Annotated in this window: 28 protein-coding genes; 20 read left to right on the forward strand and 8 right to left on the reverse strand. The window is 71.6% G+C overall.

Going from position 1 to position 23708, the window contains the following annotated elements:
* The first annotated feature begins 75 nt into the window (after positions 1–75).
* Genes hemE through ACUYTF_RS09655 form a run of 6 tightly spaced genes read left to right on the forward strand, consistent with a single transcriptional unit; the run spans position 76 to position 6732 of the window.
* Positions 76–1194 (forward strand): uroporphyrinogen decarboxylase, encoded by a 1119-nt coding sequence (hemE, locus tag ACUYTF_RS09630; protein ID WP_434142632.1) that lies wholly within the window; start codon positions 76–78, stop codon positions 1192–1194.
* On the forward strand, positions 1184–2599 hold the full coding sequence (locus tag ACUYTF_RS09635; RefSeq protein ID WP_434142633.1) for an FAD-dependent oxidoreductase: 1416 nt from the start codon (positions 1184–1186) through the stop codon (positions 2597–2599). The genes hemE and ACUYTF_RS09635 overlap by 11 nt, the downstream gene beginning before the upstream one ends.
* A complete protein-coding gene (hemC, locus tag ACUYTF_RS09640; RefSeq protein ID WP_434142634.1) occupies positions 2596–3612 on the forward strand; it encodes a hydroxymethylbilane synthase in 1017 nt (338 codons plus the stop codon). The genes ACUYTF_RS09635 and hemC overlap by 4 nt, the downstream gene beginning before the upstream one ends.
* The gene (locus ACUYTF_RS09645) at positions 3609–4424 is read left to right on the forward strand and encodes a uroporphyrinogen-III synthase (protein WP_434142635.1); all 816 of its coding nucleotides are present in this window, start codon (positions 3609–3611) and stop codon (positions 4422–4424) included. Before hemC ends, ACUYTF_RS09645 begins: the two co-directional genes overlap by 4 nt.
* Complete coding sequence (gene hemB, locus ACUYTF_RS09650) at positions 4421–5398, forward strand: porphobilinogen synthase (RefSeq protein ID WP_434142636.1); 978 nt, start codon at positions 4421–4423, stop codon at positions 5396–5398. Before ACUYTF_RS09645 ends, hemB begins: the two co-directional genes overlap by 4 nt.
* Positions 5395–6732, forward strand: a complete 1338-nt coding sequence (locus ACUYTF_RS09655; RefSeq protein ID WP_434142638.1) for a glutamate-1-semialdehyde 2,1-aminomutase — start codon at positions 5395–5397, stop codon at positions 6730–6732. The genes hemB and ACUYTF_RS09655 overlap by 4 nt, the downstream gene beginning before the upstream one ends.
* 91 nt (positions 6733–6823) lie before the next feature.
* Here ACUYTF_RS09655 and lexA read toward each other — a convergent pair whose 3' ends face one another.
* Positions 6824–7489: a transcriptional repressor LexA gene (gene lexA, locus ACUYTF_RS09660; protein WP_434142639.1), complete on the reverse strand. Its 666-nt coding sequence runs from the start codon at positions 7487–7489 to the stop codon at positions 6824–6826.
* Positions 7490–7748: 259 nt separating this feature from the next.
* Between lexA and ACUYTF_RS09665 the strand changes: the two genes are divergently transcribed.
* The 8 genes from ACUYTF_RS09665 to ACUYTF_RS09700 all read left to right on the forward strand — a co-directional run bounded on the left by ACUYTF_RS09665 (position 7749) and on the right by ACUYTF_RS09700 (position 14092).
* Positions 7749–8141 carry a hypothetical protein gene (locus ACUYTF_RS09665; protein ID WP_434142640.1) on the forward strand — a complete coding sequence of 131 codons (393 nt, stop codon included), beginning with the start codon at positions 7749–7751 and terminating at the stop codon, positions 8139–8141.
* 18 nt (positions 8142–8159) lie between these two features.
* The gene (locus tag ACUYTF_RS09670; protein WP_434142641.1) at positions 8160–9242 is read left to right on the forward strand and encodes a histidinol-phosphate transaminase; all 1083 of its coding nucleotides are present in this window, start codon (positions 8160–8162) and stop codon (positions 9240–9242) included.
* Between the two features lie 82 nt (positions 9243–9324).
* Complete coding sequence (hisB, locus tag ACUYTF_RS09675; RefSeq protein ID WP_434142642.1) at positions 9325–9933, forward strand: imidazoleglycerol-phosphate dehydratase HisB; 609 nt, start codon at positions 9325–9327, stop codon at positions 9931–9933.
* The gene (hisH, locus tag ACUYTF_RS09680; RefSeq protein WP_434142644.1) at positions 9930–10601 is read left to right on the forward strand and encodes an imidazole glycerol phosphate synthase subunit HisH; all 672 of its coding nucleotides are present in this window, start codon (positions 9930–9932) and stop codon (positions 10599–10601) included. Before hisB ends, hisH begins: the two co-directional genes overlap by 4 nt.
* A complete protein-coding gene (gene priA, locus ACUYTF_RS09685) occupies positions 10598–11347 on the forward strand; it encodes a bifunctional 1-(5-phosphoribosyl)-5-((5-phosphoribosylamino)methylideneamino)imidazole-4-carboxamide isomerase/phosphoribosylanthranilate isomerase PriA (protein WP_434142645.1) in 750 nt (249 codons plus the stop codon). The genes hisH and priA overlap by 4 nt, the downstream gene beginning before the upstream one ends.
* A gap of 4 nt (positions 11348–11351) precedes the next feature.
* Complete coding sequence (locus ACUYTF_RS09690; RefSeq protein WP_434142646.1) at positions 11352–12242, forward strand: SseB family protein; 891 nt, start codon at positions 11352–11354, stop codon at positions 12240–12242.
* Between the two features lie 111 nt (positions 12243–12353).
* Complete coding sequence (locus tag ACUYTF_RS09695) at positions 12354–13952, forward strand: sodium-dependent transporter (protein ID WP_434142647.1); 1599 nt, start codon at positions 12354–12356, stop codon at positions 13950–13952.
* Positions 13949–14092 (forward strand): MetS family NSS transporter small subunit, encoded by a 144-nt coding sequence (locus ACUYTF_RS09700; protein WP_434142648.1) that lies wholly within the window; start codon positions 13949–13951, stop codon positions 14090–14092. Before ACUYTF_RS09695 ends, ACUYTF_RS09700 begins: the two co-directional genes overlap by 4 nt.
* Positions 14093–14208: 116 nt before the next feature.
* Here the strand turns inward: ACUYTF_RS09700 and ACUYTF_RS09705 are convergent, their stop codons facing one another.
* Complete coding sequence (locus ACUYTF_RS09705) at positions 14209–14535, reverse strand: branched-chain amino acid transporter permease (RefSeq protein ID WP_434142650.1); 327 nt, start codon at positions 14533–14535, stop codon at positions 14209–14211.
* Positions 14528–15283, reverse strand: coding sequence for an AzlC family ABC transporter permease (locus ACUYTF_RS09710; RefSeq protein ID WP_434142651.1), 756 nt, complete (start codon positions 15281–15283; stop codon positions 14528–14530). Before ACUYTF_RS09710 ends, ACUYTF_RS09705 begins: the two co-directional genes overlap by 8 nt.
* Positions 15284–15381: 98 nt before the next feature.
* Here ACUYTF_RS09710 and ACUYTF_RS09715 point away from each other — a divergent pair, with 98 nt between their 5' ends.
* Complete coding sequence (locus ACUYTF_RS09715; protein WP_434142652.1) at positions 15382–16434, forward strand: aldo/keto reductase; 1053 nt, start codon at positions 15382–15384, stop codon at positions 16432–16434.
* A 177-nt stretch (positions 16435–16611) separates the two neighbouring features.
* Here the strand turns inward: ACUYTF_RS09715 and ACUYTF_RS09720 are convergent, their stop codons facing one another.
* Positions 16612–16977: a DUF1844 domain-containing protein gene (locus ACUYTF_RS09720; protein ID WP_434142653.1), complete on the reverse strand. Its 366-nt coding sequence runs from the start codon at positions 16975–16977 to the stop codon at positions 16612–16614.
* 212 nt (positions 16978–17189) lie between these two features.
* Here ACUYTF_RS09720 and infC point away from each other — a divergent pair, with 212 nt between their 5' ends.
* The 4 genes from infC to ACUYTF_RS09740 all read left to right on the forward strand — a co-directional run bounded on the left by infC (position 17190) and on the right by ACUYTF_RS09740 (position 19408).
* Positions 17190–17801 (forward strand): translation initiation factor IF-3, encoded by a 612-nt coding sequence (gene infC, locus ACUYTF_RS09725; RefSeq protein ID WP_434142655.1) that lies wholly within the window; start codon positions 17190–17192, stop codon positions 17799–17801.
* Between the two features lie 81 nt (positions 17802–17882).
* On the forward strand, positions 17883–18077 hold the full coding sequence (gene rpmI, locus ACUYTF_RS09730; protein ID WP_434142657.1) for a 50S ribosomal protein L35: 195 nt from the start codon (positions 17883–17885) through the stop codon (positions 18075–18077).
* Positions 18078–18114: 37 nt separating this feature from the next.
* Positions 18115–18498, forward strand: coding sequence for a 50S ribosomal protein L20 (gene rplT, locus ACUYTF_RS09735; protein ID WP_434142658.1), 384 nt, complete (start codon positions 18115–18117; stop codon positions 18496–18498).
* A 106-nt stretch (positions 18499–18604) separates the two neighbouring features.
* Entirely contained in the window at positions 18605–19408 is an 804-nt protein-coding gene (locus ACUYTF_RS09740) for a TrmH family RNA methyltransferase (RefSeq protein WP_434142659.1), read from the forward strand.
* A gap of 102 nt (positions 19409–19510) precedes the next feature.
* Here ACUYTF_RS09740 and ACUYTF_RS09745 read toward each other — a convergent pair whose 3' ends face one another.
* The 4 genes from ACUYTF_RS09745 to ACUYTF_RS09760 all read right to left on the reverse strand — a co-directional run bounded on the left by ACUYTF_RS09745 (position 19511) and on the right by ACUYTF_RS09760 (position 22772).
* A complete protein-coding gene (locus ACUYTF_RS09745; RefSeq protein WP_434142661.1) occupies positions 19511–20782 on the reverse strand; it encodes a Dyp-type peroxidase in 1272 nt (423 codons plus the stop codon).
* On the reverse strand, positions 20769–21329 hold the full coding sequence (locus ACUYTF_RS09750; protein WP_434142662.1) for a copper chaperone PCu(A)C: 561 nt from the start codon (positions 21327–21329) through the stop codon (positions 20769–20771). Before ACUYTF_RS09750 ends, ACUYTF_RS09745 begins: the two co-directional genes overlap by 14 nt.
* Positions 21326–22000 carry a copper resistance protein CopC gene (locus ACUYTF_RS09755; RefSeq protein WP_434142663.1) on the reverse strand — a complete coding sequence of 225 codons (675 nt, stop codon included), beginning with the start codon at positions 21998–22000 and terminating at the stop codon, positions 21326–21328. The genes ACUYTF_RS09750 and ACUYTF_RS09755 overlap by 4 nt, the downstream gene beginning before the upstream one ends.
* 97 nt (positions 22001–22097) lie before the next feature.
* Entirely contained in the window at positions 22098–22772 is a 675-nt protein-coding gene (locus ACUYTF_RS09760; RefSeq protein WP_434142664.1) for a hypothetical protein, read from the reverse strand.
* A gap of 147 nt (positions 22773–22919) precedes the next feature.
* Here ACUYTF_RS09760 and ACUYTF_RS09765 point away from each other — a divergent pair, with 147 nt between their 5' ends.
* Positions 22920–23708, forward strand: a complete 789-nt coding sequence (locus ACUYTF_RS09765) for a LamB/YcsF family protein (protein ID WP_449279663.1) — start codon at positions 22920–22922, stop codon at positions 23706–23708.

The following is a 23708-nucleotide window of genomic DNA, read 5'->3' on the forward strand; positions in this document are numbered from 1 at the left end:
GATTCGGGCCACTGAGAAAACATACCCCATAGATCTGATCTATCTCATCAGATCTATGGGTTACTATTTCGTCCGATGAATAGCCCCACCGTGAATCCCGGCCCGAACGGCACTGCCCCGCTCCCGGCGCGCCACCCGCTCAGCGACGGCCGCACCTCGACCGCACCGCTCGTGCGCGCCCTACGCGGCGAGCGCCCGGAGCAGCAGCCCGTATGGTTTATGCGGCAGGCCGGTCGTTCGCTGCCCGAGTACCGTGCGCTGCGCGCTCAGACCCCGATGCTCGAGGCCTGCTTGACTCCGGAGCTCGCCGCCGAGATCACTCTGCAGCCGGTGCGCCGGCACGGCGTCGACGCCGCAGTATTCTTCAGCGACATCGTCGTGCCGCTGCTGCTCGCCGGCGTCGACGTCGAGCTCGTCGCCGGGCGGGGGCCGGTCTTCGCGCACCCAGTGCGCACCGCCGCCGACGTCGCGCGCATGCGGGCCGAGCACCCGGCCGAACGACTCCGGCAGTCCCTGGCGCCGATCGCCCGGGCGGTCTCGCTCGCGGTCGCCGAACTCGGCGCGACTCCGCTGCTCGGCTTCGCAGGAGCACCGTTCACCCTCGCCGCCTACCTCGTGGAGGGCGGCCCCTCGCGCGACCATCTGCGAGCGCGCTCGCTCATGCACGCCGACCCCGAGACCTGGCGCGCGCTGCTCGAGTGGACCGCGGAGCTCAGCGGCGCGTTCCTGCGCGCCCAGGTCGACGCGGGCGCGAGCGCGGTGCAGCTCTTCGACTCGTGGGCCGGGTCGCTCAGCGCCGCCGACTACCGCGAGCGCGTGGCTCCCGCGTCGCGCACGGCGCTGGCACCCGTCGCCGGTACCGTGCCGATCGTGCACTTCGCCGTCGGCTCGGGCCACCTGCTCGAAGAGCTCGCGCGCGTCGGCGGCGAGCCGGGCGACGTGGCCCTCGGCGTCGATTGGCGCACCCCGCTCGACGATGCGAGCGCGCGGCTCGGCGACGCCGTGCCCCTGCAGGGCAATATCGACCCGGCGACCCTCGACGCCCCGGCCGCGGTGCTCGAAGCGCATGTGCGCGACGTGCTGCGGCGCGGCCGCCGAGCACCCGGTCACGTGCTGAATCTCGGGCACGGCGTGCCGCCGACGGCAGACCCCGACGCCCTGACCCGCATCGTCGAGCTCGCCCATGCCGGGTGACCTGCGCGTCGCCGTCATCGGCGGCGGCGTCGCCGGACTCGTCGCGGCCCGCGAGCTCGCGAGGTGCGGCGCCGCGGTCGACGTGTTCGAATCCGAGCCGCGCCCGGGCGGGAAGATCGCTCGGGCCCGGCTCGACGGGCGGCGCTTCGACATCGGCGCCGAGGCCTTCGCGACCCGCGGGGGAGTCGTAGCCGAGCTGATCGGGGAGCTGGGACTCGCCGATGCGATCGTCGCCCCGGCGCCCCTCGGCAGCTGGAGCGTGCAGGGATCGCGCGCCGTGAGGTTCCCCGAGGCCGGCGCGCTCGGCCTGCCCGCGGCGCCGCTCTCGCGCGAGAGCGTACGGGCTCTCGGTGTGGTCGGCGCTCTGCGGGCCGCGTGCGAGCCGGTGCTGCCGCGGCGCATCGGCGGCCGGGCGCGGAGCGTCGCCGAGCTCGTGCGTCTGCGGGCCGGCCGCCGCGTGCTCGACCGCCTGGTGCGCCCCATCGCCCTCGGCGTCTACTCGACCCCGCCCGAGCAGCTGCCCGTGTCGGCGGTGCCGGGCCTCGCCGAGGCGCACTCCGGCGGCCGATCCCTACTCCGGGCATCGCGCGCGCTGCGCGACCGTTCGCGGGCGGCGGGCAGCGCCGTCGGCGCGCTTCCGGGCGGCATGGGCCCGCTCGTCGACGCGCTCGAGGCCGATCTGCGCGGGCTCGGCGCCGAGCTGCATCTCGGTACGACCGTCTCGGGGGTCGCGCATCAGGGCGACGACTGGCGTATCACCGCGACCGGCCCCGCCGCGTCCGGCATCGCAGAGATCGCTCCGCGCGGCTACGACTCCGTCGTGATGGCGGCCCCCGAATCCGTGGCGCGCCGCCTGCTCGCACTGCCCGGAGCCGGTGCGCCCGCCGGCTCCACGGTCGAGATCGTGATGCTGCTCGTCGACGCCCCCGCGCTCGACGGCGCCCCGCGCGGCACCGGGGCGCTCGTCGCACCGGCCGGCGACGGCGCAGCGGCGGGAGGCACCCGTGCCAAGGCGCTGACGCACGTCACCGCGAAGTGGCCCGACCGCGGGGCAGGCCTTCCGGCGGGCCGGCATGCCGTGCGGCTGTCGTACGGCCGCGCCGGCGAGCCCCCGTGCACGCTCGGCCTTGACGACGAGCAGCTGATCGACCTCGCCGCCCGCGACGCGGGCCGCATCCTCGGCACGCCGATCGCTCGAGACCGCGTCGTCGCGTGGGCGCGGCGCCGCTGGATCATGGCCTCGCCCGCGCCGGCCGACGCGCCCGAGCCCCCCGCGGGCGTCGTGCTCGTCGGCGACTGGGTCGCCGGGACCGGTCTCGCCGCGACCATCGCCCACTCACGCGCCGCGACCCGCGGCCTCGCAGATGAGGCGGCGACCCGCCGCCGGAAGGAGCCGATCCGATGACCTCCACCGCACCGGACGCCGTCAACGAGGGCGCCGGGCTCGTCTTCCGCTCCGACGGCCCGCTGCCCGCCGCACCGGGGCTCCTCCGCGTCGGTACGCGGGGCAGCCGTCTCGCCGTATCGCAGACGACGACGGTCGCCCGCACCATCGCCGCGGCCACCGGCCTCGACGTCGCCCTCGTCATCATCACGACGAAGGGCGACATCTCGCGCGCCCCGCTCGCGCAGCTCGGCGGCACCGGGGTGTTCGTGAGCGCGCTCCGCGACGCGCTGCTCGCCGGGGCCTGCGACTTCGCGGTGCACTCGCTCAAGGATCTGCCGACGGGCCCGTGCCCCGGCATCGCGCTCGGCGCGATCCCGTCGCGCGCCGATGCGCGCGACGCGCTCTGCGCCGGGCCGGGCGGCACGCTCGCCGCGCTGCCCCCGGGAGCGCGGGTCGGCACGGGATCGCCGCGGCGCGCGGCCCAGGTGCTCGCGCGACGCCCCGACCTCGCAGTGCTCGATCTGCGCGGCAACGTCGACACCCGGCTCGGGCGCGTCGGCGTCGACCTCGACGCGGTCATCCTGGCGGCAGCGGGTCTCGATCGCATCGACCGGTCCGACGCGATCTCCGAGCGCTTCCCGCTCGACGAGGCGCCCACCGCCGCCGGCCAGGGCGCGCTCGCCGTCGAGGTGCGGGATGAGGACGCGGGCGCGCCCGCGATCGCCCGCGCGCTCTCCGCCCTCGACGACGCCGAGTCGCGCGCGACCGCCATCGCCGAGCGCACCATGCTCGCCGCGCTCGAGGCAGGCTGCGCGGCCCCTGTCGGCGCGACCGCGAAGGTCGACGCGGGCGCGCTGACCCTCAGCGCCGCGGTGTACCGCCTCGACGGCGCGTCGTCGCTGACGGCCTCGGCGCAGGCCCCGTGGTCGCCCACAGACGCGCAGGCTCCTGCCGAGCTCGGCCGATCGGTCGCGGCCGAGCTGCTGCAGCGCGGTGCCGCGGCCCTCGCCCCGCTCGGAGGCGCGAGATGACGCTCGCCGGCAGGGGGGTCCTGGTGCCGCGCGGCGGCGAGGCCGGCGAACGCTGGTCGGCAGCGATACGGCAGCGCGGCGGATGGCCGTACGTGGTGCCGCTCATCGAGACGGCGCCGCCCCTCGACCCCATCCCGTTCGAAGACGCCGTCGCCGCCTGGAACCGCGGAGGCTACGACTGGGTCGTCGTCACGAGCCCGCGCGGCGCCGAGGCCCTCGCGCGGGCGGGCGCGCAGGCGGCCGACGACCGCCCCATCGCAGCCGTCGGGCCGGCCACGGCCGCAGAGCTCCGTCGCCACGGCCTCACCGCGGCGCTCGTCCCGGCGGAGGAGTTCTCCGCCGCCGGGCTCGCGGAGCTTCTCCGCTCGGCGATCCCTGTCCCGGCGAAGCTGCTGCTGCCGCTCTCCGAGATCGCCGGCACCGAGCTCGAGACCGCGCTGCGCGACGCCGGCCACGACGTCGACCGCGTCGACGCCTACCGCACCCTGCCGACCGCCGACGACCCGGTCGCCGCCCATGCCGTCGCGGCGGGCAGCCCGGAGATCCTGCTCGCGAGCAGCGCCTCCGTCGCCCGGGAGATCGCGCGCCGATTCGCGCCCCTGCCCCCGGCCTCGTTCGTCGTCGCGATGGGGGAGCCGACCGCACGCGCCCTGCAGCGGTCGGGCATCGCCCCCGACGTCGTCGCCGCGCACCACACCATCGCCGCCATGCTCGACGCCGCGGAGCAGCTGCTCGCCGCGCGCATCACGGGCCCGGGCGCACCGCACCCCTCCGCCGAACCCACCACCGCGAACAGGAACACCGCACCATGACCCACGCACCCACCATCAGGCCGAGACGCATGCGGCGCACCCCCGCCCTGCGCAGGCTCGTGGCCGAGACCCGCCTGCACCCCGCCGAGCTGATCCTGCCGGCGTTCGTGCGCGAGGGCATCGCGAGCCCGCGCGAGATCCCGTCGATGCCCGGCACCTCGCAGCACACGCTCGATTCGCTGCGCCGGGCCGCAACGGAAGCGGCCGAGGCCGGTATCGGCGGCATCATGCTCTTCGGCATCCCCGAGAAGCGGGACGCCCTCGGTCGAGCCGCCGATGACCCCCAGGGCATCCTCAACGCGGCCGCCCGCGCCGTGACGGCCGAGGTCGGCGACGCGCTCGTCGTGCAGACCGACCTGTGCCTCGACGAGTTCACCGACCACGGGCACTGCGGCGTGCTCGACCCCGACGGCGGAGTCGACAACGACGCCACGCTCGAACGCTACCGCTCGATCGCCGTCGCGCAGGCCGACGCGGGCTCCGCGGTGCTCGGGCTCTCGGGCATGATGGACGGCCAGGTCGCCGCGGTGCGCGAGGCGCTCGACGGCGCGGGCCACGAGGAGACGGCCCTGCTCGCGTACTCCGCGAAGTACGCCTCGGCGTTCTACGGGCCGTTCCGCGATGCCGTCGAATCCCAGCTCGTCGGCGACCGCCGCGGCTACCAGCAGGATCCGGCGAATCGGCGCGAGGGTCTGCGCGAAGCGCGCCTCGATCTCGACGAGGGCGCGGATTTCGTGATGGTGAAGCCCGCGATGTCGTACCTCGACGTGCTCGCGGAGGTCGCCGCCGAGAGCCCGGTGCCCGTCTGGGCCTACCAGGTGTCGGGGGAGGCCGCGATGATCGAAGCGGCCGCCGCGAACGGCTGGCTCGATCGTCGCCGCGCGATCGAGGAATCGGTGCTGAGCATCAAACGCGCGGGGGCCGACGCCGTCCTCAGCTACTTCGCCGTCGAACTCGCGGGGTGGCTGCGATGAGCCGGGACGTCGCGTCGAGCGCCCGATTCGCCGAGCGGGCCGCGCGGGTCATCCCGGGCGGCGTGAACTCGCCCGTACGCGCCTTCGGCTCCGTCGGCGGCACTCCGCGCTTCCTCGTCTCGGGGGCCGGGCCGCTGGTCGTCGATGCAGACGGCAACGAGTACGTCGACCTGGTCGCGTCGTGGGGGCCGGCACTCCTCGGGCACGCCCACCCCGATGTGGTGGCCGCGGTGCAGCGCGCGGCGGCGCGCGGGCTCGGCTTCGGCGCATCGGCCCCCGAGGAGGCCGAACTCGCCGAGGAGATCGTGCGACGCGTTCCCGAAGTGGAGCGGGTGCGCCTCGTCTCGACCGGCACCGAGGCCACGATGACGGCGATCCGCCTCGCCCGCGGCGCGACGGGCAGGCCCCTGATCATCAAATTCGCCGGGCACTACCACGGGCACTCGGACGGGCTGCTGGCGGAAGCCGGGTCGGGGCTCGCGACGCTCGCGCTGCCGGGCTCCGCGGGCGTGACTGCCCAGACGGCCGCGCAGACGCTGGTGCTGCCCTACAACGACGTCGCCGTGCTCGAGGCCGCCTTCGCCGAGCACGGCGACCGCATCGCCGCGGTGATCTCGGAGGCCGCGGCGGCGAACATGGGTATCGTGCCGCCCGCCCCCGGCTTCACCGAGGCCATGATCCGCCTCGCGCACGCGCACGGCGCGCTCGTCATCCTCGACGAGGTGCTCACCGGTTTCCGCTCGGGCCCATCGGGGTACTGGGGCATCGAATCGGCGACGGTGGCGCCAGGGATCGCGCCCGACCTGTTCACCTTCGGCAAGGTGGTCGGCGGCGGCCTCCCGCTCGCGGCCCTCGGCGGTCGGGCCGAGCTCATGGATCTGCTCGCGCCCCTCGGGCCCGTCTACCAGGCCGGCACGCTGTCGGGCAACCCGGTGGCCGTCGCGGCGGGCCTCGCGACGCTGCGCCTCGCCGACGACGACGCCTACGCGCGTCTCGGCCGTGCCGCGGACGCGATCGCCGCGGGTCTGGCGAGCGCGCTCGATGCGGCCGGAGTGCCGCACCGGGTGCAGCGCGCGGGCACGCTGCTCGCGCCGGTGTTCGGCGACTTCCCGAGCGCCCCGCGCGACTACGCCCAGATGCGGTCTCAGGAGGCGTGGCGCTATCCGGCCTTCTTCCACGCCATGCTCGACCGCGGCGTGAATCTGCCGCCGAGCGCGTTCGAGGCGTGGTTCGCGACCGCTGCGCACGACGACGCGGCGATCGGGCGCATCCTCGACGCGCTCGCGCCCGCGGCCCGCGCCGCTGCGGAAGCGCAGCCGGAGGGCGGGGAGTAGGGTCACCGACCCCGGCCTTCCCGTCGGGCGAGGCCCCGGGTCGCGCGGCCGGAGACATCGCCCGACGCGCCGTGCAGGGGCCGAGGAGCGATCAGACCGAGCGGAATACCGCGACGACCTTGCCGAGCACCTCGGCGTAGTCGCCGAGGATCGGCTCGAACGCGCTATTGCGGGGGAGCAGCCAGGTATGGCCGTCCCGGCGGCGGAACACCTTCACCGTCGCCTCGCCGTCGAGCATCGCCGCGACGATGTCGCCGTTCTCGGCCTCGCGCTGCTGCCGGACGACCACGAAGTCGCCGTCGCAGATCGCGGCGTCGATCATGGAATCGCCGACCACCTTCAGCATGAACAGCTGCCCGTCGCCGACGAGCGACCGGGGCAGCGGTACGAGCTCTTCGACCTGCTGCTCGGCGGTGATCGGCACACCGGCGGCGATCTGACCGACGAGGGGCACGTACGCCGCCTCCTCCGCCTGCTGCGACGGCGCATCGGCGATGGCCGAGCTCGTGCTCGCGAGTTCGATGAGGATCTCGAGCGCGCGGGGCCGGTTCGGGTCGCGGCGGATATACCCCGCGAGCTCGAGGCGGCTCAACTGATGGGTCACGCTCGACAGCGACGAGAGGCCGACGGCGTCGCCGATCTCGCGCATGCTCGGCGGGTAGCCCTGGGACTCGACGGTGCGGCAGATGTACTCCAGGATCGCCTGCTGCTTCTCGCTCAGCCTGCGACCCTGCGGCGGCGTATCCGAGGTGCTCATCGCGATCCTTCCGTTGCGGGAATGCCTGCGCCGATCGACGGGACTGGCGGCGGGACCGTGAATGTCAGTGGGTGCTGTTTCAGTGATCCCGTTGCTTCGAAACCCTAGCGGCCCCGCTCGATCACTGGCAAACATATGTTCGAGTGTCGCGAAAGGCGATCGGAACACGTATTCGAAGAATCGTTGCGTTTTCGATCGTTCGAAGATATATTCGAAACAGATGTTCGCGTAGGCGGATGCACCAGGAAGGAACCCAGACATGAGCGCAGTGATCTCGCACGAGGCCCCCAAGCTCCGCCTGACCCGGCGCGGCCGGGTCGTGTTCGGTTCGTTCGCGACGGTGCTGGTGGCGGCGCTGCTGGCCTTCGTCGCGGCATTCGCGGCCCCCGAGGCGCAGGCGTCGAACGCCGCCGGCGATGCGGAGTTCCAGTACGTCGTGGTGCAGCCGGGCGCAACCCTCTGGTCGCTCGCGACCGAACTCGACCCGACGCAGGATCCGCGCGATCTCGTCGCCGAGATCGTGCAGCTCAACCAGCTCCAGGGGTCCGGCGTCCAGGCCGGCGAGGCGATCGCCGTGCCGCTGCGCTACGCGCACTCCGCCTCGGTCGTCTCCGGCGCCGAGCTCGGCTTCCCCGTGGACTCGGCGGAGTGAGCGCGGGTCGACCCTAGAATGGTGAGGGTGACCAGTCTCAGTGACCTCCCGCTCCGCAGCACGCTCGTCGGCAAGGCGCCGTACGGCGCCCCCCAGGATCCGGTGCCGATCAGCCTGAACGTCAATGAGAACACCCATCCGCTGCCGGAGGCCGTGGTCGCCGACATCGCCGAATCGCTCGCTCGAGCGGTCCGCTCGGTGAACCGCTACCCCGACCGCGAGTTCACCGAACTCCGCGATGCGCTCGCCGGGTACCTCGGTCACGGGCTGGCCTCGGAGCAGCTCTGGGCCGCGAACGGCTCGAACGAGGTGCTGCAGCAGATCCTCCAGGCCTTCGGCGGCCCGGGCCGGTCGCTGCTGAGCTTCACCCCGACCTATTCCATGTACCCCCTGCTCGCGTCGGGCACCGACACCGCCTGGGTGCCGATCGAGCGCCCCGAGGGGTATGCGCTGACGCCCGAGTTCGTGGCCGAGACTCTGCGCGAGCAACGGCCCGACATCGCGATCATCTGCGGCCCGAACAACCCGACCGGAACCCGCCTCGATATCGACACCGTGCGCGCCGCCTACGACGCCTTCGACGGCATGCTCATCGTCGACGAGGCGTACCGCGAGTTCGACGACCGCGGCGAGAGCGCCATCACGCTGCTGCCGGGGCGTCACCGACTGCTGGTGTCGCGCACCATGAGCAAGGCGTTCGCGTTCGCTGGGGTGCGGCTCGGCTACCTCGCCGCGGATCCTGCGGTGATCGACGCGCTGCGCCTCGTGCGTCTGCCCTACCACCTCTCGGCCCTGACGCAGGCGGCCGCCACCGCGGCGATCCGCCATTCGGGCGAGATGCTCGCCACGGTCGCCGACATCCGCGAGCAGCGCGAACGCCTCGCCGCGGCCCTCACCGAGTTCGGCTACCGCGTGCACCCGTCGGGCGCGAACTTCCTCCTCGTGGGCGGCTTCGACGACCCCGACGCGGTGTTCGAGACGCTGTTCTCCCAAGGCATCCTGATCCGCAACCTCGGCATCGACGGGCACCTGCGGCTCACGGTCGGCACCGAGACCGAGACGAGCGCGCTGATCGACGCGATCTCGCGGCTCGAACGGTAGTGCAGCCCTCCGGCGTTTCGATCCGGGTCCCGCGCTGCCGCTCCGAGGCATCGTCGCGCCCCGTCGCACTAGACTGTTGCCCATGACATCAGCTGCACGCACCGTCTCGATCGAGCGCTCGACCAGCGAGTCGCAGATCTCCCTCAGCATCGATCTCGACGGCACCGGAGTCTCGGATATCGACACCGGCGTCCCGTTCTTCGACCACATGCTGACGGCGTTCGCCAAGCATTCGCGCACCGACCTCGCGGTGCGCGCGCAGGGAGACGTGCATATCGACGTCCATCACACCGTCGAGGACACGGGCATCCTGCTCGGCCAGGCGATCCTCGAGGCGCTCGGCGACAAGCGCGGCATCATGCGGTACGGCGATGCGGCGGTGCCGCTCGACGAGTCGCTCGCGCAGGCCGTCGTCGATATCTCGGGCCGGCCGTACCTCGTGCACTCGGGCGAGCCCGCGGGCTTCGAATTCCACCTCATCGGCGGCCACTTCACCGGTTCGATGGTGCGCCACTTCTTCGAGGCCCTCGTGCTGAACGCGCGTCTCACGGTACACCTGAAGCTCGTCGAGGGGCGCGACCCGCACCACATCGCCGAGGCGGAGTTCAAGGCGTTCGCGCGCGCGTTCCGCACTGCGAAGTCCGTCGACCCCCTCGAGAGCGGCATTCCCTCCACGAAGGGCGCTCTGTGACCGGAGCACGCGTCGCCGTGCTCGATTACGGTTCGGGCAACGTCCACTCGGTGCTGAAGGCCCTCGCGAAGGCCGGTGCCGAGCCGCTCCTCACACGCGACCCGAAGGCCGTCGCCGAGGCGGACGGGCTGCTCGTTCCCGGCGTCGGCGCCTTCGACGCCGTGATCCGGCAGCTCCGCGAGGTGCGCGGCGACGAGCTCATCGACCGGCGGCTCGCCGGCGGGCGGCCGGTGCTCGGGATCTGCGTCGGGGAGCAGGTGATGTTCGAGCGCGGTATCGAGCGCGGGCGCGAATCGGACGGCCTCGGCCAGTGGCCCGGAACCGTGCGCGAACTCCGCGCCGAAGTGCTGCCCCACATGGGCTGGAGCACGGTGCAGGCCCCTGCGGGGTCGCGGCTCTTCGACGGCATCGCCGACGAGCGCTTCTACTTCGTGCACAGCAATGCGGCGACGGAGTGGACGATCGAGGGCCGCGGCGCGTCCGTGCGGCCGCTCGTCACCTGGGCCGAGCACGGCGAGAAGTTCATCGCCGCCGTCGAGAACGGCCCCCTCACCGCCACCCAGTTCCACCCCGAGAAATCAGGCGAAGCCGGTATCCGGCTGCTGCGCAACTGGATCTCGGGATTTCCGAATCGACGCGACTCGCTAAGGAGCGAACACACATCATGACTGAACTGGCCGAAGGCCCGAAGCTGCAGCTGCTGCCGGCCATCGATATGGTCGACGGCAAGGCCGTTCGCCTCACGCAGGGCGAGGCCGGCACCGAGAAGAACTACGGCAGCCCCGTCGACGCCGCTCTCGACTGGGTCGAGCAGGGCGCCGAGTGGATCCACCTCGTCGACCTCGACGCGGCGTTCGGCCGTGGGAGCAACGTGGCCGTCGCACGCAAGATCATCAAGCGCACGGGCGGCCGGGTGAACATCGAATTCTCGGGCGGCATCCGCGACGACGCGAGCCTCGAAGCCGCGCTCGAAATGGGGGCGCGGCGCGTGAACCTCGGTACGGCCGCTCTCGAGAACCCCGAATGGACGCATGCGGTGATCGCCCGCTACGGCGAGCAGATCGCGGTCGGACTCGACGTTCGCGGCGAGACCCTCGCCGCCCGCGGATGGACCGAGGACGGCGGCAACCTCTGGGACGTGCTCGCACGGCTCGAAGAAGCCGCGTGCCCGCGCTACGTCGTCACCGACGTCACGAAGGACGGCATGATGCGCGGCCCGAACGTCGAGCTGCTGCGCCAGGTGTGCAGCCGCACGTCGCGCCCGGTCATCGCCTCCGGCGGCATCTCGAGCCTCGATGACCTGGCAGCGCTGCGAGAGGTCGTTCCGCTCGGCATCGAAGGCGCGATCATCGGCAAGGCGCTCTACGACGGCGCCTTCTCCCTCCCGGCCGCGCTGGACGTCGCGGGGCGCTAGCGCCTTGGCGATCAAGAAGCTCCCCTCCACCGGCGACGCCCCGCGCTCGACCGGAGTTCCGACGAGCCTCGTCCCGGGCGGTTCGGCGGATTCGGCGGGCTTCCCCTGGGAAGGGCGCACGTTCGACCATCATGGTTCGGCCTTTGCCGACGATGACGGCTCGACGCCCGCAGCGTACGCCGAAGCCGTCGCGGCCCTGCGCCGGACCGCGCAGGCTTTCGTGCAGGCCGGGCCGGGGGAGCAGGCCGGCGCTCTGCACGCGCTCGGCGAGGCGCACGCGACCGCGCTGCAGGAGATCTCGAAGGTCAGGCTGCTGGTGCCGCTGCTCGCCGAGGCCGGGGACACCGGCATCACTCCCGAGGGGCGCGTCGTCGAGAAATCGCAGGAGCTCTCCATCGTCACCGTCGCGGGCCCCGACGGGCGCACGGTGATGCCGGCGTTCAGCTCCACCGATGCCATGCGCCGCTGGAACCCGGAGGCCCGGCCGATCCCGGTGCCCGCTCCGCAGCTCGCGGTCGCCGCGGCGCAGGAGGAGACCGACCTCGTCATCGTCGATCCGGGCTCCGCCGATCAGGAGTTCGGGGTGCGCCGGCCCTCCCTGCGCGCGATGGCGCTCGGCGAGCGGAGGCTCCCGGCCTGGGCCGACCCCGCGGTGCGGGCGGCGTTCGTCTCGGTATCGAGCGACCCCGGGCTCGACGCGCTCGCGCTGCTCCCGGGCGACCCCGAGGCGCGGTTGCTGCAGGCAGAGGTCGATGTGCATCTGCTGCTCGCGCCGGGCACGGACGGCGCTGGCATGCAGGCACTCCTCGTGCGGCTGCAGCAGCGCTGGGCCGCATCGGAGACGATTGCGGAGCATGTCGATTCCATGCGCGTGCGTCCATCGAACGCCCAGTAGATCTCGTATCATTTTCAGCTGATCCGTACAAAGTCAAGGATGAGTGCTGGGAATTTGCTGCACGGTGCTACGCTCTTCCGAGTACGAATTTTGCGATAGGAGCGAAACAGCGTGAGCCAGAACACTGTTGTTCAGAGTGCGCCACCGCGTGCTGAGTGGACAGGCCAAATCGGATTCATCATCTCGGCGATCGGATCCGCAGTCGGCCTCGGAAATATTTGGAGATTCCCCGGAGTCGCGTACGAGAACGGCGGCGGGGCCTTCCTGATCCCGTACATCGTCGCACTGCTCACCGCGGGCATCCCGATCCTCTTCCTCGACTACGCGATCGGCCACCGCTTCCGCGGTTCGGCCCCGCTCGCGATGCGCCGCCTCGCGGGCAAGCTCGGCGAGGGCCTCGGCTGGTTCCAAGTGCTGATCTGCGTCTTCATCGCGATCTACTACACCGCGGTGCTCGCATGGGCCGCCAGCTACTTCGTCTTCTCGTTCGATCTGAAGTGGGGCGACGACGCGACCGGCTTCTTCGTCGGCGAATACCTCAAGCTTTCGGATGCGCCCTTCACGATGGAGTTCGTGCCGGGCGTGCTGATCCCGCTGATCCTCATGTGGATCATCACCCTCTTCGTGCTCGGCGCCGGCGTGGTCAAGGGCGTGCAGCGCATCAACCTGATCGCGATGCCGCTGCTCGTCATCGGCTTCGTCGCCCTCGTCGTGCGCGCCCTCTTCCTGCCCGGCGCCGCCGATGGCCTGAACGCGCTGTTCACCCCCGACTTCGCCGCGCTCGCCGACCCGGCCGTGTGGGTGGCCGCGTACAGCCAGATCTTCTTCTCGCTGTCGGTCGCGTTCGGCATCATGATGACCTACGCGTCGTACCGCAAGCGCAAGTCGAACATGACGACCCCGGGCCTCGTGGTCGCCTTCGCGAACTCCTCGTTCGAGATCCTCGCCGGCATCGGCGTGTTCGCGACCCTCGGCTTCTTCGCCTACCAGCAGGGCATCGCGATCGACCAGCTCGAAGGCCTCACGGGCGTCGGACTGGCGTTCATGACCTTCCCGGCGATCGCGGCCGAGATGCCGGGCGGCCCGTTCTTCGGCCTCCTGTTCTTCGGCTCGTTGACCCTCGCCGCGCTCACTTCGCTGATCTCGATCCTCGAGGTCGTCTTCGCCGGCGTCATCGATAAGTTCGGCATCAGCCGCAAGAAGGCCGCTTACGGCCTCGGCGGCATCCTCGCGATCATCTCGATCATCCTGTTCGGTACGACCTCCGGCCTGATCGCGCTCGACACCATCGACAACTGGGCGAACAACATCGGCATCGTGGGCTCCGCGGTCGCCATGACCGTCATCGTGCTCTGGGTGCGCCGCGCGGGCGGCGAGCTCAGCGGCCACCTCAGCTCGCTGTCGACCTTCAAGGTCGGCCGCACCTGGATGTTCTTCGTCTCGGTGCTCGGCCCGGTCGTGCTCGGCTACATGCTGATCGTGACCATCGTGAGTCTCATCCAGAACCCCTACGAGGGCTACGATCCGATCTACCTGCTCATCGTGGGCTGGGGCTCCGTGTTCCTCATGATCGTCGGCTCCATCGTGCTGACGGCGCTGCCGTGGAAGAGCGACCCCGACGCCTTCACGCCGTGGCCGGCGCTCGACGCGAAGGGCAAGTCGTTCAGCGCTGCAGCAGCGAAATCTGACCACCAGGGAGGTGCGCGATGACTCCGATCGCGATCGTATTCCTCGTCCTCGCGGCGATCATCGTGTGGGGCGGCCTCATCGCCAGCGGCATCTATCTCGGCCGCCGAGCCGAAATCGATGTCTACCCCGAAGGCGGCGACCTCGACGGCGACGCAGGCTAACAGGCCCCGAGGCGTCCCAGAACAGCGGTGCCCCGTTCCCTTCCGGAGCGGGGCACCGCTGTCGTTCCCGCCAGTGCGCGTTTCGGGCCGTCCGCCGATGCCGGGCGCACACCCGCCTACAGCAGGTTGATGAGCGCGATGTAGCTCGCAGTGCCGGCGGCGATGCTGAGCAGCGCACGGCGCTTGCAGAGCAGATGCACGGCCACGGTGACGGCGGTGGCGACGACGACCGCCCAGACCCGATCGTGCTGCGCGAGCATCTGGTCGCGCAGCACGACGACCGAGAGGATCAGCAGGATGCCCGCCGGCATCCAGCGGCCGAGCGCCTGCACGAACCGCGACTTGCGCAGCGGCTTCAGCACCGCGAACGGGAGCGCCCGCAGCGCGAGCGTGATGATCCCCGATATCGCGACCGCCGCGATGAGATACACGTGCTCAGGCATCGGGGCCTCCTGCTGGCCCGCCGGGGGCTTCCGAAGCCGGCCGACGGCCGCGACGCCCCAGCGCGTAGCGCACGGCGAGCAGCGCGGTGAAGACGACGAGCGCGACGAGCAGCGCCTGACCGGGGGCGGCGAGCACGGCGATGCCGACCGCGAGGCCTGCGAGCAGCACCGACGGGATCTCGCGCCGGCTGCGCACCGCGTCGAGGGTCATGACGACGAACAGCGCGACGAGCGCGAACTCGAAGCCCTCGATCGGCGCCGGAAGGGCGCCCGCGATGGCCACGCCGACGAGGCCGCCGGCGACCCAGTACGCCTGCATCACGAGCTGACCGGTCACGATACGGGTCGAGCCGAGCCGCTCGGGCGGCATGAGCACGTAGGTCGCGTACGCCTCGTCGATCAGCGCATACGTCGAATAGGCACGGGGCAATCCGGGCCGCACCCGTGCGATCGGGAACGAGAGCGCATAGAAGACGTGCCGGAAGTTGACGGCGAAGACCGTCGCGGCGATCGTGAGGAGCGGTGTGGCGGCGGCGAGCAGGCTGACGAGCAGCAGCTCGACGGAGCCCGCGAAGATGCCGATCGACAGGGCCGGGGCGAGCCACCACGGCAGCCCCGCCTGCACGACGAGCACGCCGAGCGCCACACCGAGCGGGAAGATGCCGATGCCGACGCCCAGGGAGTCCCCGAACCCGGCCGAGATCTGCGCGAGACGCCCGTCTCGCGGGGCGTCGGAGTGTGCAGGCATACCCGCCATTCTCGCACGGTGCACGGGGCCCCGAGGGCGCGCCGCGGCGGCCGTGTCGCCCGGGCCGGGCGGCACCCGGGCCGCTAGGATCGGGGATCATGAGCCTCAATGATGATGACCGTACTCCACTCCGTCGCGTCGGCCGCAGCGGCCTGCATCTGCCGATGCTCTCGCTGGGCCTCTGGCAGAACTTCGGCGACGACCGCTCGCACGAGTCTCAGCGCGAGACCGTGCTCGGCGCCTACGAGCGCGGCATCTTCCACTTCGACCTCGCGAACAACTACGGCCCGCCCTATGGCCAGGCCGAAAGCAATTTCGGGCGCATCCTGCGCGAGGATCTCGCCGCGCACCGCGACGAGCTCGTCGTCTCGACGAAGGCAGGCTGGGACATGTGGCCCGGCCCGCACGGTGCGGGCGGCAGCCGCAAGCACCTCATCGCAAGCGCCGACGCGTCGCTGAAGCGGCTCGGCCTCGACAACGTCGACATCTTCTACACGCACCGACCCGATCCGCGCACCCCGCTCGACGAGACCGCACGAGCGCTCGATCACATCGTTCGCTCGGGTCGCGCCCACTACATCGGCATGTCGTCGTACTCGGCGGCCGCGAGCCGCGAGCTGTGCGCGCTGATGCGCGACCTCGGCACCCCGGTCACCATCCATCAGCCCTCGTACAGCATGCTCAACCGCTGGATCGAGACCGAGGGCCTGCTCGATGCCGCCGCGGCCGAGGGCTTCGGCGTGATCGGCTTCACGGCGCTCGCGCAGGGACTGCTCACGAACAAGTACATCGATGCCGTGCCCGAGGGGTCGCGCGGCGCTTCCGACGGCACCTTCACCTCGGACGCGCTGACCGATGATCTGCGCGTCCGTCTGCGCGGCCTCGCCGACATCGCTGCGGCACGCGGGCAGAGCCTGGCCCAGATGGCGCTCGTGTGGGCGCTGCGCGACGATCGCGTCACGAGCCTCGTGATCGGTGCGAGTCGCGTCGGCCAGCTCGACGAGAACTGGCGGGCGCTCGAGAACCGCTCGTTCGACGACGCCGAGCTCACCGCCATCGACGAGCTGCTCGTCGACGGGGGAGTCGACCTGTGGCGCGAGCCGCGCGAGGGCGGCCCGATCCGGCTGCTGCCGCGCGACGCGCAGGCCTGAGCGACCGCGAAACGAGAACGGCCGGCGGCCCCTCCGATCGAGGGGGTCGCCGGCCGTCGCCGTGCGGGGAGAAACGTCAGATCGCCGACCCGGTGTACTTCTCGCCGGCACTTCGGCGCTCGGGGCGAAGCATCGCTTCGCGCGCCGCGTGTGCCGATTCCGTCTCGGGATCGGTTTTCAGATCACCGACCCGGTGTATTTTTCACCGGGTCCCTTCCCCGGCTCGTCGGGGATCGCCGAGGCCTCGCGGAACGCGAGCTGCACCGAACGCAGGCCGTCGCGCAGCGGGCGCGCGTGCGAATCGCTGATCTCCGGAGCCGCCGCGGTGATGAGGCCCGCGAGCGCGTTGATGAGCTTGCGCGCCTCGGCGAGATCGGTCTCGTTCTCGGGATCGTCCGAGAGGCCGCACTTGATGGCGGCCGCGCTGAGCAGGTTGACCGACGCGGCGGTGATGATCTCGACCGCCGGCACCTCGGCGATGTCGCGTGCGGCCTGGGCCGCCTCGGAATCGAGGGTCGGCTGCTCGGCGATGTGCTCGTTCATGTTGTCCTGACTGTTGCGACGAAAACTGTGCTAATATCGTTTCGGTTCTCGGCGATCTGCCGAGATGCGGAAGAGGAGATTCTCCCACCCGGTTCCAGCTTCAAGGTTACCGGGTAGTTGGCACCCCGCCGGTCACGGCAGCTTCAGGGTGCGGGTGCAGCGCGTGCGCGGCCCTGATCTCCGTCCGTCGTTCCCACCGGAACGCCCGAACCATGAGAACAGAGGAGCCGGCGATCAGCGATCCCCGTACGAATGACAGAATCCGCGTCCCCGAGGTGCGACTGGTTGGTCCCAGTGGCGAGCAGGTCGGGGTCGTCCCGATCGATACCGCCCTGCGCCTGGCAGCGGATGCAGATCTCGATCTCGTCGAGGTAGCCCCGAACTCGAAGCCTCCCGTCGCGAAGATCATGGACTTCGGGAAGTACAAGTACGAGGCCGCCCAGAAGCAGAAGGAAGCCCGCCGCAACCAGGCGAACACGGTCCTGAAAGAGGTCCGCTTCCGTCTGAAGATCGACAAGCACGACTACGAGACCAAGACGAAGCGCGCCATCGGCTTCCTGTCGCAGGGCGACAAGGTGAAGGCGATGATCCTGTTCCGCGGTCGCGAGCAGTCGCGCCCCGAGATGGGCGTCCGCCTGCTGCAGCAGTTCGCCGAGGACATCGTCGAGTACGGCACCGTCGAGTCGAACCCGCGCATCGACGGCCGCAACATGGTCATGGTCATCGCCCCGGTGAAGAACAAGTCGGAGGCGAAGGCCGAGCAGAACGCTCGCCGCGCCGAAGAGAAGGCGAACCGCCGCGCGGACAAGTCGCAGGACGCCTGAGCCACACAGATCTGCGACGGTCGCCCCGTCGCGCAAGACGCAGTCGCCCCGTGCGGCGCGCACCACAACAAGGAGAAATCGATGCCCAAGCAGAAGACCCACTCGGGGGCCAAGAAGCGCTTCAAGCTGACCGGCTCCGGCAAGCTCATGAAGCAGCAGGCCGGTATGCGCCACAACCTCGAGGTCAAGTCCTCGAAGCGCAAGCGTGCACTGAACGCCGAGCAGGTGCTCGCCAAGGGCGACGCCAAGCAGGCGATGAAGCTCCTCGGCCACTGAGCACGGCCCCACAACGAACTCTTAAGGAAGAACTGAAATGGCAAGAGTAAAGCGGGCCGTCAACGCCCACAAGAAGCGTCGCGTCATCCTCGAGCGTGCCGAGGGCTACCGCGGCCAGCGTTCGCGCCTCTACCGCAAGGCGAAGGAGCAGGTCACCCACTCGCTCGTCTACTCGTACAACGACCGCCGCAAGAAGAAGGGCGACTTCCGTCGTCTGTGGATCCAGCGCATCAACGCGGGCGCCCGCGCCAACGGCCTGACCTACAACCGCTTCATCCAGGGCCTCGCGCTCGCCGGTGTCGAGGTCGACCGTCGCATGCTCTCGGAGCTCGCCACCAACGAGCCCACCGCATTCGCAGCGCTCGTCGAGGTCGCGAAGAACGCTCTCCCCGCCGACACCTCGGCGCCGAAGGCCGCGTAAGCGTCTTCCCTCTTTTCGAGAACCCCGCGGGCCTTCGGGTCCACGGGGTTCTCGCGTTTCGGCCGACGCGATCCCGCCCCGCGGGGCGTCAGGCTACCCTTGAGGGGTGAACGACACGATTCTCGAGAACCCCCGGGCCCCGCGAGTGAAGCGGGCGGCGGCGCTGGCACGCAAGAAGGATCGCCGGGAGCAGCAGCGCTTCCTCGTCGAAGGGCCGCAGGCGGTGCGCGAACTGCTCGCGCACCGGCCCGAGCTCGCCGAGGTCGTGTACGCGACCATGGGAACCGAGCCGTGGCAGCACGAGATCGACCGCCTCGCCTCCGACGCCGGGGTGCGCATCGACCGCGCCACCGACGAGGTGCTCGCGGCGATGGCCGACACGGTGCACCCGCAGGGCGTCGTCGCGGTGGCACGCATGCCCGAGACGGCGCTGTCAGGTGCACTGGCGGGTGCACGCCTCGTGGCGATCCTGCACGAGATCCGAGACCCAGGCAACGCCGGTACCGTGCTGCGCGCGGCCGACGCGGCTGGGGCCGACGCCGTCGTGTTCGCGGGGGAGAGCATCGATCCCTTCCACCCGAAGGTCGTGCGCTCGACCACGGGGTCGCTGTTCCATCTGCCGGTCGCCCTGGCGGATTCGCTCGCCGCCGCACTCGACATCGCCCGCACTGCGGGGCTCACGAGCTATGCCGCCGATGTGCACGGCGATGATCTGGTCGAGTCGCGCGCCGAACTCGCGCGCCCCGTCGCCTGGGTGTTCGGCAACGAGGCGCACGGCCTCACTGAGGCCGATCGCGCGCTCACCGATCGCGCGCTGAAGCTTCCCATCTACGGGGCGGCCGAGTCGCTGAACCTCGCGACGGCCGCCAGCGTGCTGCTCTACGAGACGGCATTCGCCCAGCGCGCCTAGCCTCGTCCGCCGCCGCCCCACCGCATGCGATCCGCCGGTGATGCGCCGCCCGATGAGTGCGCGGCATATCACCGGCGGATCGCATATGGAACGCCGGACGGTTCAGCCTGCGAAGAGCGAATCGCCCAGACGCTCGCCCCGATGGAAGCCCGGCAGGATCGCGAAGACCGCCGAACCCGTGTGCGTCACCCACTCGTTCATCAGGTCGGCCTCGTCCAGCCGCTGCTGGATCGGCACGAACTGCGTCAGCGGATCGCGCTGGTAGCACCCGAACAGCAGACCCGATTCGCCCCCGTCGTCGTAGTTCATCGCCTGGCGGAATATGCGCTCGACCGGGTCGGTCGAGTGCGCTCGGCGAATATGCGACGCGAGCGGGATGGCGCTCAACCCGAGGGAGTTCTTCGCATCGAAGTCGACCGGCGTGCGCTCGGTCGCGGTCTCCGCGGGCGCGCTGAGCGGAGACCCGTCGGCGAGGCGCCGACCCATCGACTGCTCCCGGCCCGGCCGATCGACCCGGTCCCAGGCATCGAGCTCCATGCGGATGCGCCGCAGTACGAAGGCGCTGCCTCCCTCGAACGGCCCGGCCTCGGACCCGAGCCAGACGAGCCCGTCGAAGTCGTCCTCGCCCGGAGCCGGGTTCACCGTGCCGTCGATCTGACCCATCAGGTTGCGCATGGTCGCGCCATCGCCCTCGGCACCCCGCGCCTGGCGGAAGCCGCGCTGGGTCCAGACCGGTCGGGCGAAGCCCGCCAGATCGCGGCCCAGCATGCGCAGAGCGTGCGAGACCGGCAGCAGGTCGTCGGCCTGAACGATGAGCAGCAGATCGCCGCCGTCGTACGCTCCGCTCAGCCGGTCGCGCGAGAACGCGGGCAGGGGAGCGAGCCAAGCGGGTACGTCGGCGCCAGCACGGGCGACGAACTCGGACCCGACGCCCACCGTCACCGTGAGGCGGGCGGGTCGTGCCGCGAGCTCGGGTTCCGGGTCGGCGAGCGGCCCCGCGCCCGAGGTCAGCCCCTCGATGTCATCGGTGAGTACGCGGAGCAAGCGCCCCAGAGCCGCCGCGTCGGTCTCGGGCAGCAGTGCGAACGCTGCGTAGACCGCATGAGCGGCGGGCCGGGTGGTGACCCCGGCCTGGTGCTCGCCGTGGCAATCGAGGGCCTCGCCGCCGAAACCGGCGAGGTCGCCGCCGGCCCCCGTGGAGGCCACCGTATCCGCCGTCGCCGCACCGCCGGGCGCCGGGGGAGCCGCGGCGTCGCGCAGTGCGCGCGAGCCGACGGCCCCTCCGGCTCCGAGCAGGGCCCCGGCACCGGCTGCGCCGATGCCGAGTGCCCCGCGTTTCAGCAGCGTGCGGCGGTCGACCTCAGTGCCCGCCATCGCCGGCGTCGGCGCTGTGCCCGCCGGCGGCCTCGTCGTAGCTCTCGTTCGCGCCAGCGTAGTCCTTCACCGGCACGGTGACGTCGATGCCGGCGCCATCACTGAAGACGATCGTGATTCTGACGTCGTCACCGGCGAGCAGCGGCTTCGTGAGTCCCATGAGCATGATGTGGTTCGCGCCGGGAGCCAGCTCGAAGCTCTGCCCGGCAGGGATCACGACGTCGCCCTCGATGCGCTGCATACGGCCGTCGGTGGTGACCTCGTGCAGCTCCGCGCTCTCGGAGGCCGAGGTCTCGACGCTGCTGATCGTCAGGTCCCGGTCGCTGTCGTTGTGCAGCGTGCCGAAGAGCCCCGTCATACTGCCGGTGTCTGCAGCTTTCGCCCAGCCGTCGGCCATGAACACCGAGGCGAGACGCAGCGACCCATCGCTCGCCTCGGACGGCATCGACGCCGCAGGGCTCTGCGCATCGTTCGTTCCGCCGCAGGCCGAGAGCAGCAGCGCGGCGGCGAGCGCGGCGCCGGTCAGTACGAGACGGCCCGCGCTCATGCTCGGCCGCCCTGCTCGTCGCCCGCGCCGGCCTGCGCATCGGCGGCCATGCCCCGGGCGCGGCGCCTGCGCCCCGCCGTCGCTGCGGCGATGCCGCCCGCGATGACGGCGGCGCCGCCTATGGCGACGGCGATGAGTGCTCCGACGGGTACGCTCGAAGGCTCCTCGGCATCGGCGGTCTCGCCGTCGTGGCCGTGCTCCTCGGAGCTCTCCGTCGCGGGAGCGCTCTCGGAGAGGGAGGCGGTGCCATCGGCGGCGACGACGAGGCCGAATGCGCCGTCGATCGGGTGGCCGTCGCTCGAGACGACGCGCCATGCGGCGCGGTACTCGCCCGGCGCGAGGTCTGCCGCGAGCGGCTGGGTCACCGCCGGGCCGGCGACCTGCGCGGGCCCGTCGGTCGCGTCGGCGCCGTCGGGCGACTCCACGATGAACTCGGTGCCGACCTCGACGATGCTGTTGTTGAAGCGGAGCTCGATGGCCTCCGGGGCGCCCTCGGCGTCGGCCACGAGGTCGGTCGCGATGAGCTCGTCGTGAGCGAGCGCGGGGGAGGCGGCGCCGAGGACCGCGGCGAGGCCGAGCGCGGCCGCGCCCGCGGCGCGCGCAAGACGATGCGATGCGGAGTGGCCGGTCGCGGGATGGGGCGAACGGCGGGGGGTCTGGATGGAAGTCATGCGTGTCCTGAGTTTCTCCGGGCGTGCCCGGGTCGATGCCGCCCGGGGCGCGCGCGATAGCGCGGCCGGGTCGGCTCGGAAGAGAGGGGATCGTGAATCAGAGCGCGATGCTCTGGGCGGCGGAGGGCGGGCCGCGGTGCGTGATGGCGGCGATGCCGAGCAGACGGTCGCGCAGCGCCGAGGGCGGCGCCGGCGAGAGCCGGGGCCGGGAGCATCGGGGAGCCGTCGGGGCGCCGAAGTCGAAGCGGGGAACCGCTGCGCGGCGCACGAGCCGCAGCAGGGCGAGCGCCGCGCGTTCCCCGCGATGCACGAGCGCGATGGTCAGCGCGGCGGCGACGGCGTGCCAGACCCACATGGCGGTGCCGGCCGCCGCGGGGGTCGCGGTCGGCGCGAACGATTGCAGCGCCTCGAGGTGCGCGGCGTGGAGCGGGATCGGAGTGCCGCCCGCAGGGGCGCCGGCACCGGCGCCGAGGCCCGCGAAGACCCAGTGGTAGAGGAACTGGGAGCCGCCGACCGCGACCGCGAGGCGCCAGAGCGAGGCGACCCGGCCCGCGAGCAGCACGCACAAGGGCAGCGAGAGCGTCGCGGTCACGAGCACGGCCAGCCCGGTGATCTCGCCGCCCGCGGCCGCGTGCGAGGTCGCGGCGAACAGCGTAGCGATCATCGAACCTGCGATGCCGCGCAGGGTGCGTACGGAACGGTCGGGGCCTGCGACCCGCGCCCGGCCCGTCAGGGAACCGCGCGGGCGCACGACAGCACGCGACCCGTTCATGCGGCCATCCTATCGATCGGGTCGGTGAGGATAGTGTGGAGACGCAGGCTCCCGGTCGCCCGTAGCGGGCGGGCGGGCATCGAAATGAGGGTCGTGCGGTTCGGGGCCGGGGGTCTCGGCTGCACCGAAGAATTGCGAGGGCGGAACATGGGCGGGGGATCGAACGTCGCCACCATCGACCTGAACGCCGATCTCGGCGAATCGTTCGGGCACTACTCCGTCGGCGACGATGCCGCCGTGCTCGAAGCCGTGTCGAGCGCGAACATCGCCTGCGGATTCCATGCGGGCGACCCGCACGGAATCCGCACGGTCTGCCGCCTGGCCGCCGGCCGCGGCGTCTCGATCGGCGCGCACCCCGGCTATCGGGACCTCGTCGGGTTCGGCCGCCGCCGCATCGAGTACGACCTGCACGAGCTCACCGACGAGGTGATCTACCAGGTCGCCGCACTGCAGGGCATCGCGGCGAGCGTGGGCGACCGCGTGCGCTACGTGAAGCCGCACGGCGCCCTCTACAACGCGATCGCGGTGCGAGAGGACGAGGCGCGGGCCGTGGTGCGCGCGATCATGGAGCTCGACGACGGGCTGCCGCTCATGGTGTTGCACGGCTCGGTCGCCGAACGGGTCGCGCGCGCGAGCGGACTGCGCACCGTCTCCGAAGCCTTCGCCGATCGCGGATACACGGCGCACGGCACGCTCGCCCCGCGTGGCGCGCCGGGCGCGATCCTGCCCGCCGACGCAGCCATCGCCCAGGCGGTGCGCATCGCGATCGAGGGGCGCATCGCCGCGATCGACGGCACCGAGATCGAAGTCGCTGCAGACAGCATCTGCCTGCACGGGGACAACCCGCAGGCGGTGCAGCTGGCGCACCGCATCCGCGCAGGGATCGAAGCCGCCGGCGTGCGCATCGCCGGCGTCGGCATCAGGGCATCGGGCTGA

The organism is Leucobacter sp. GX0328, assembly GCF_053567315.1.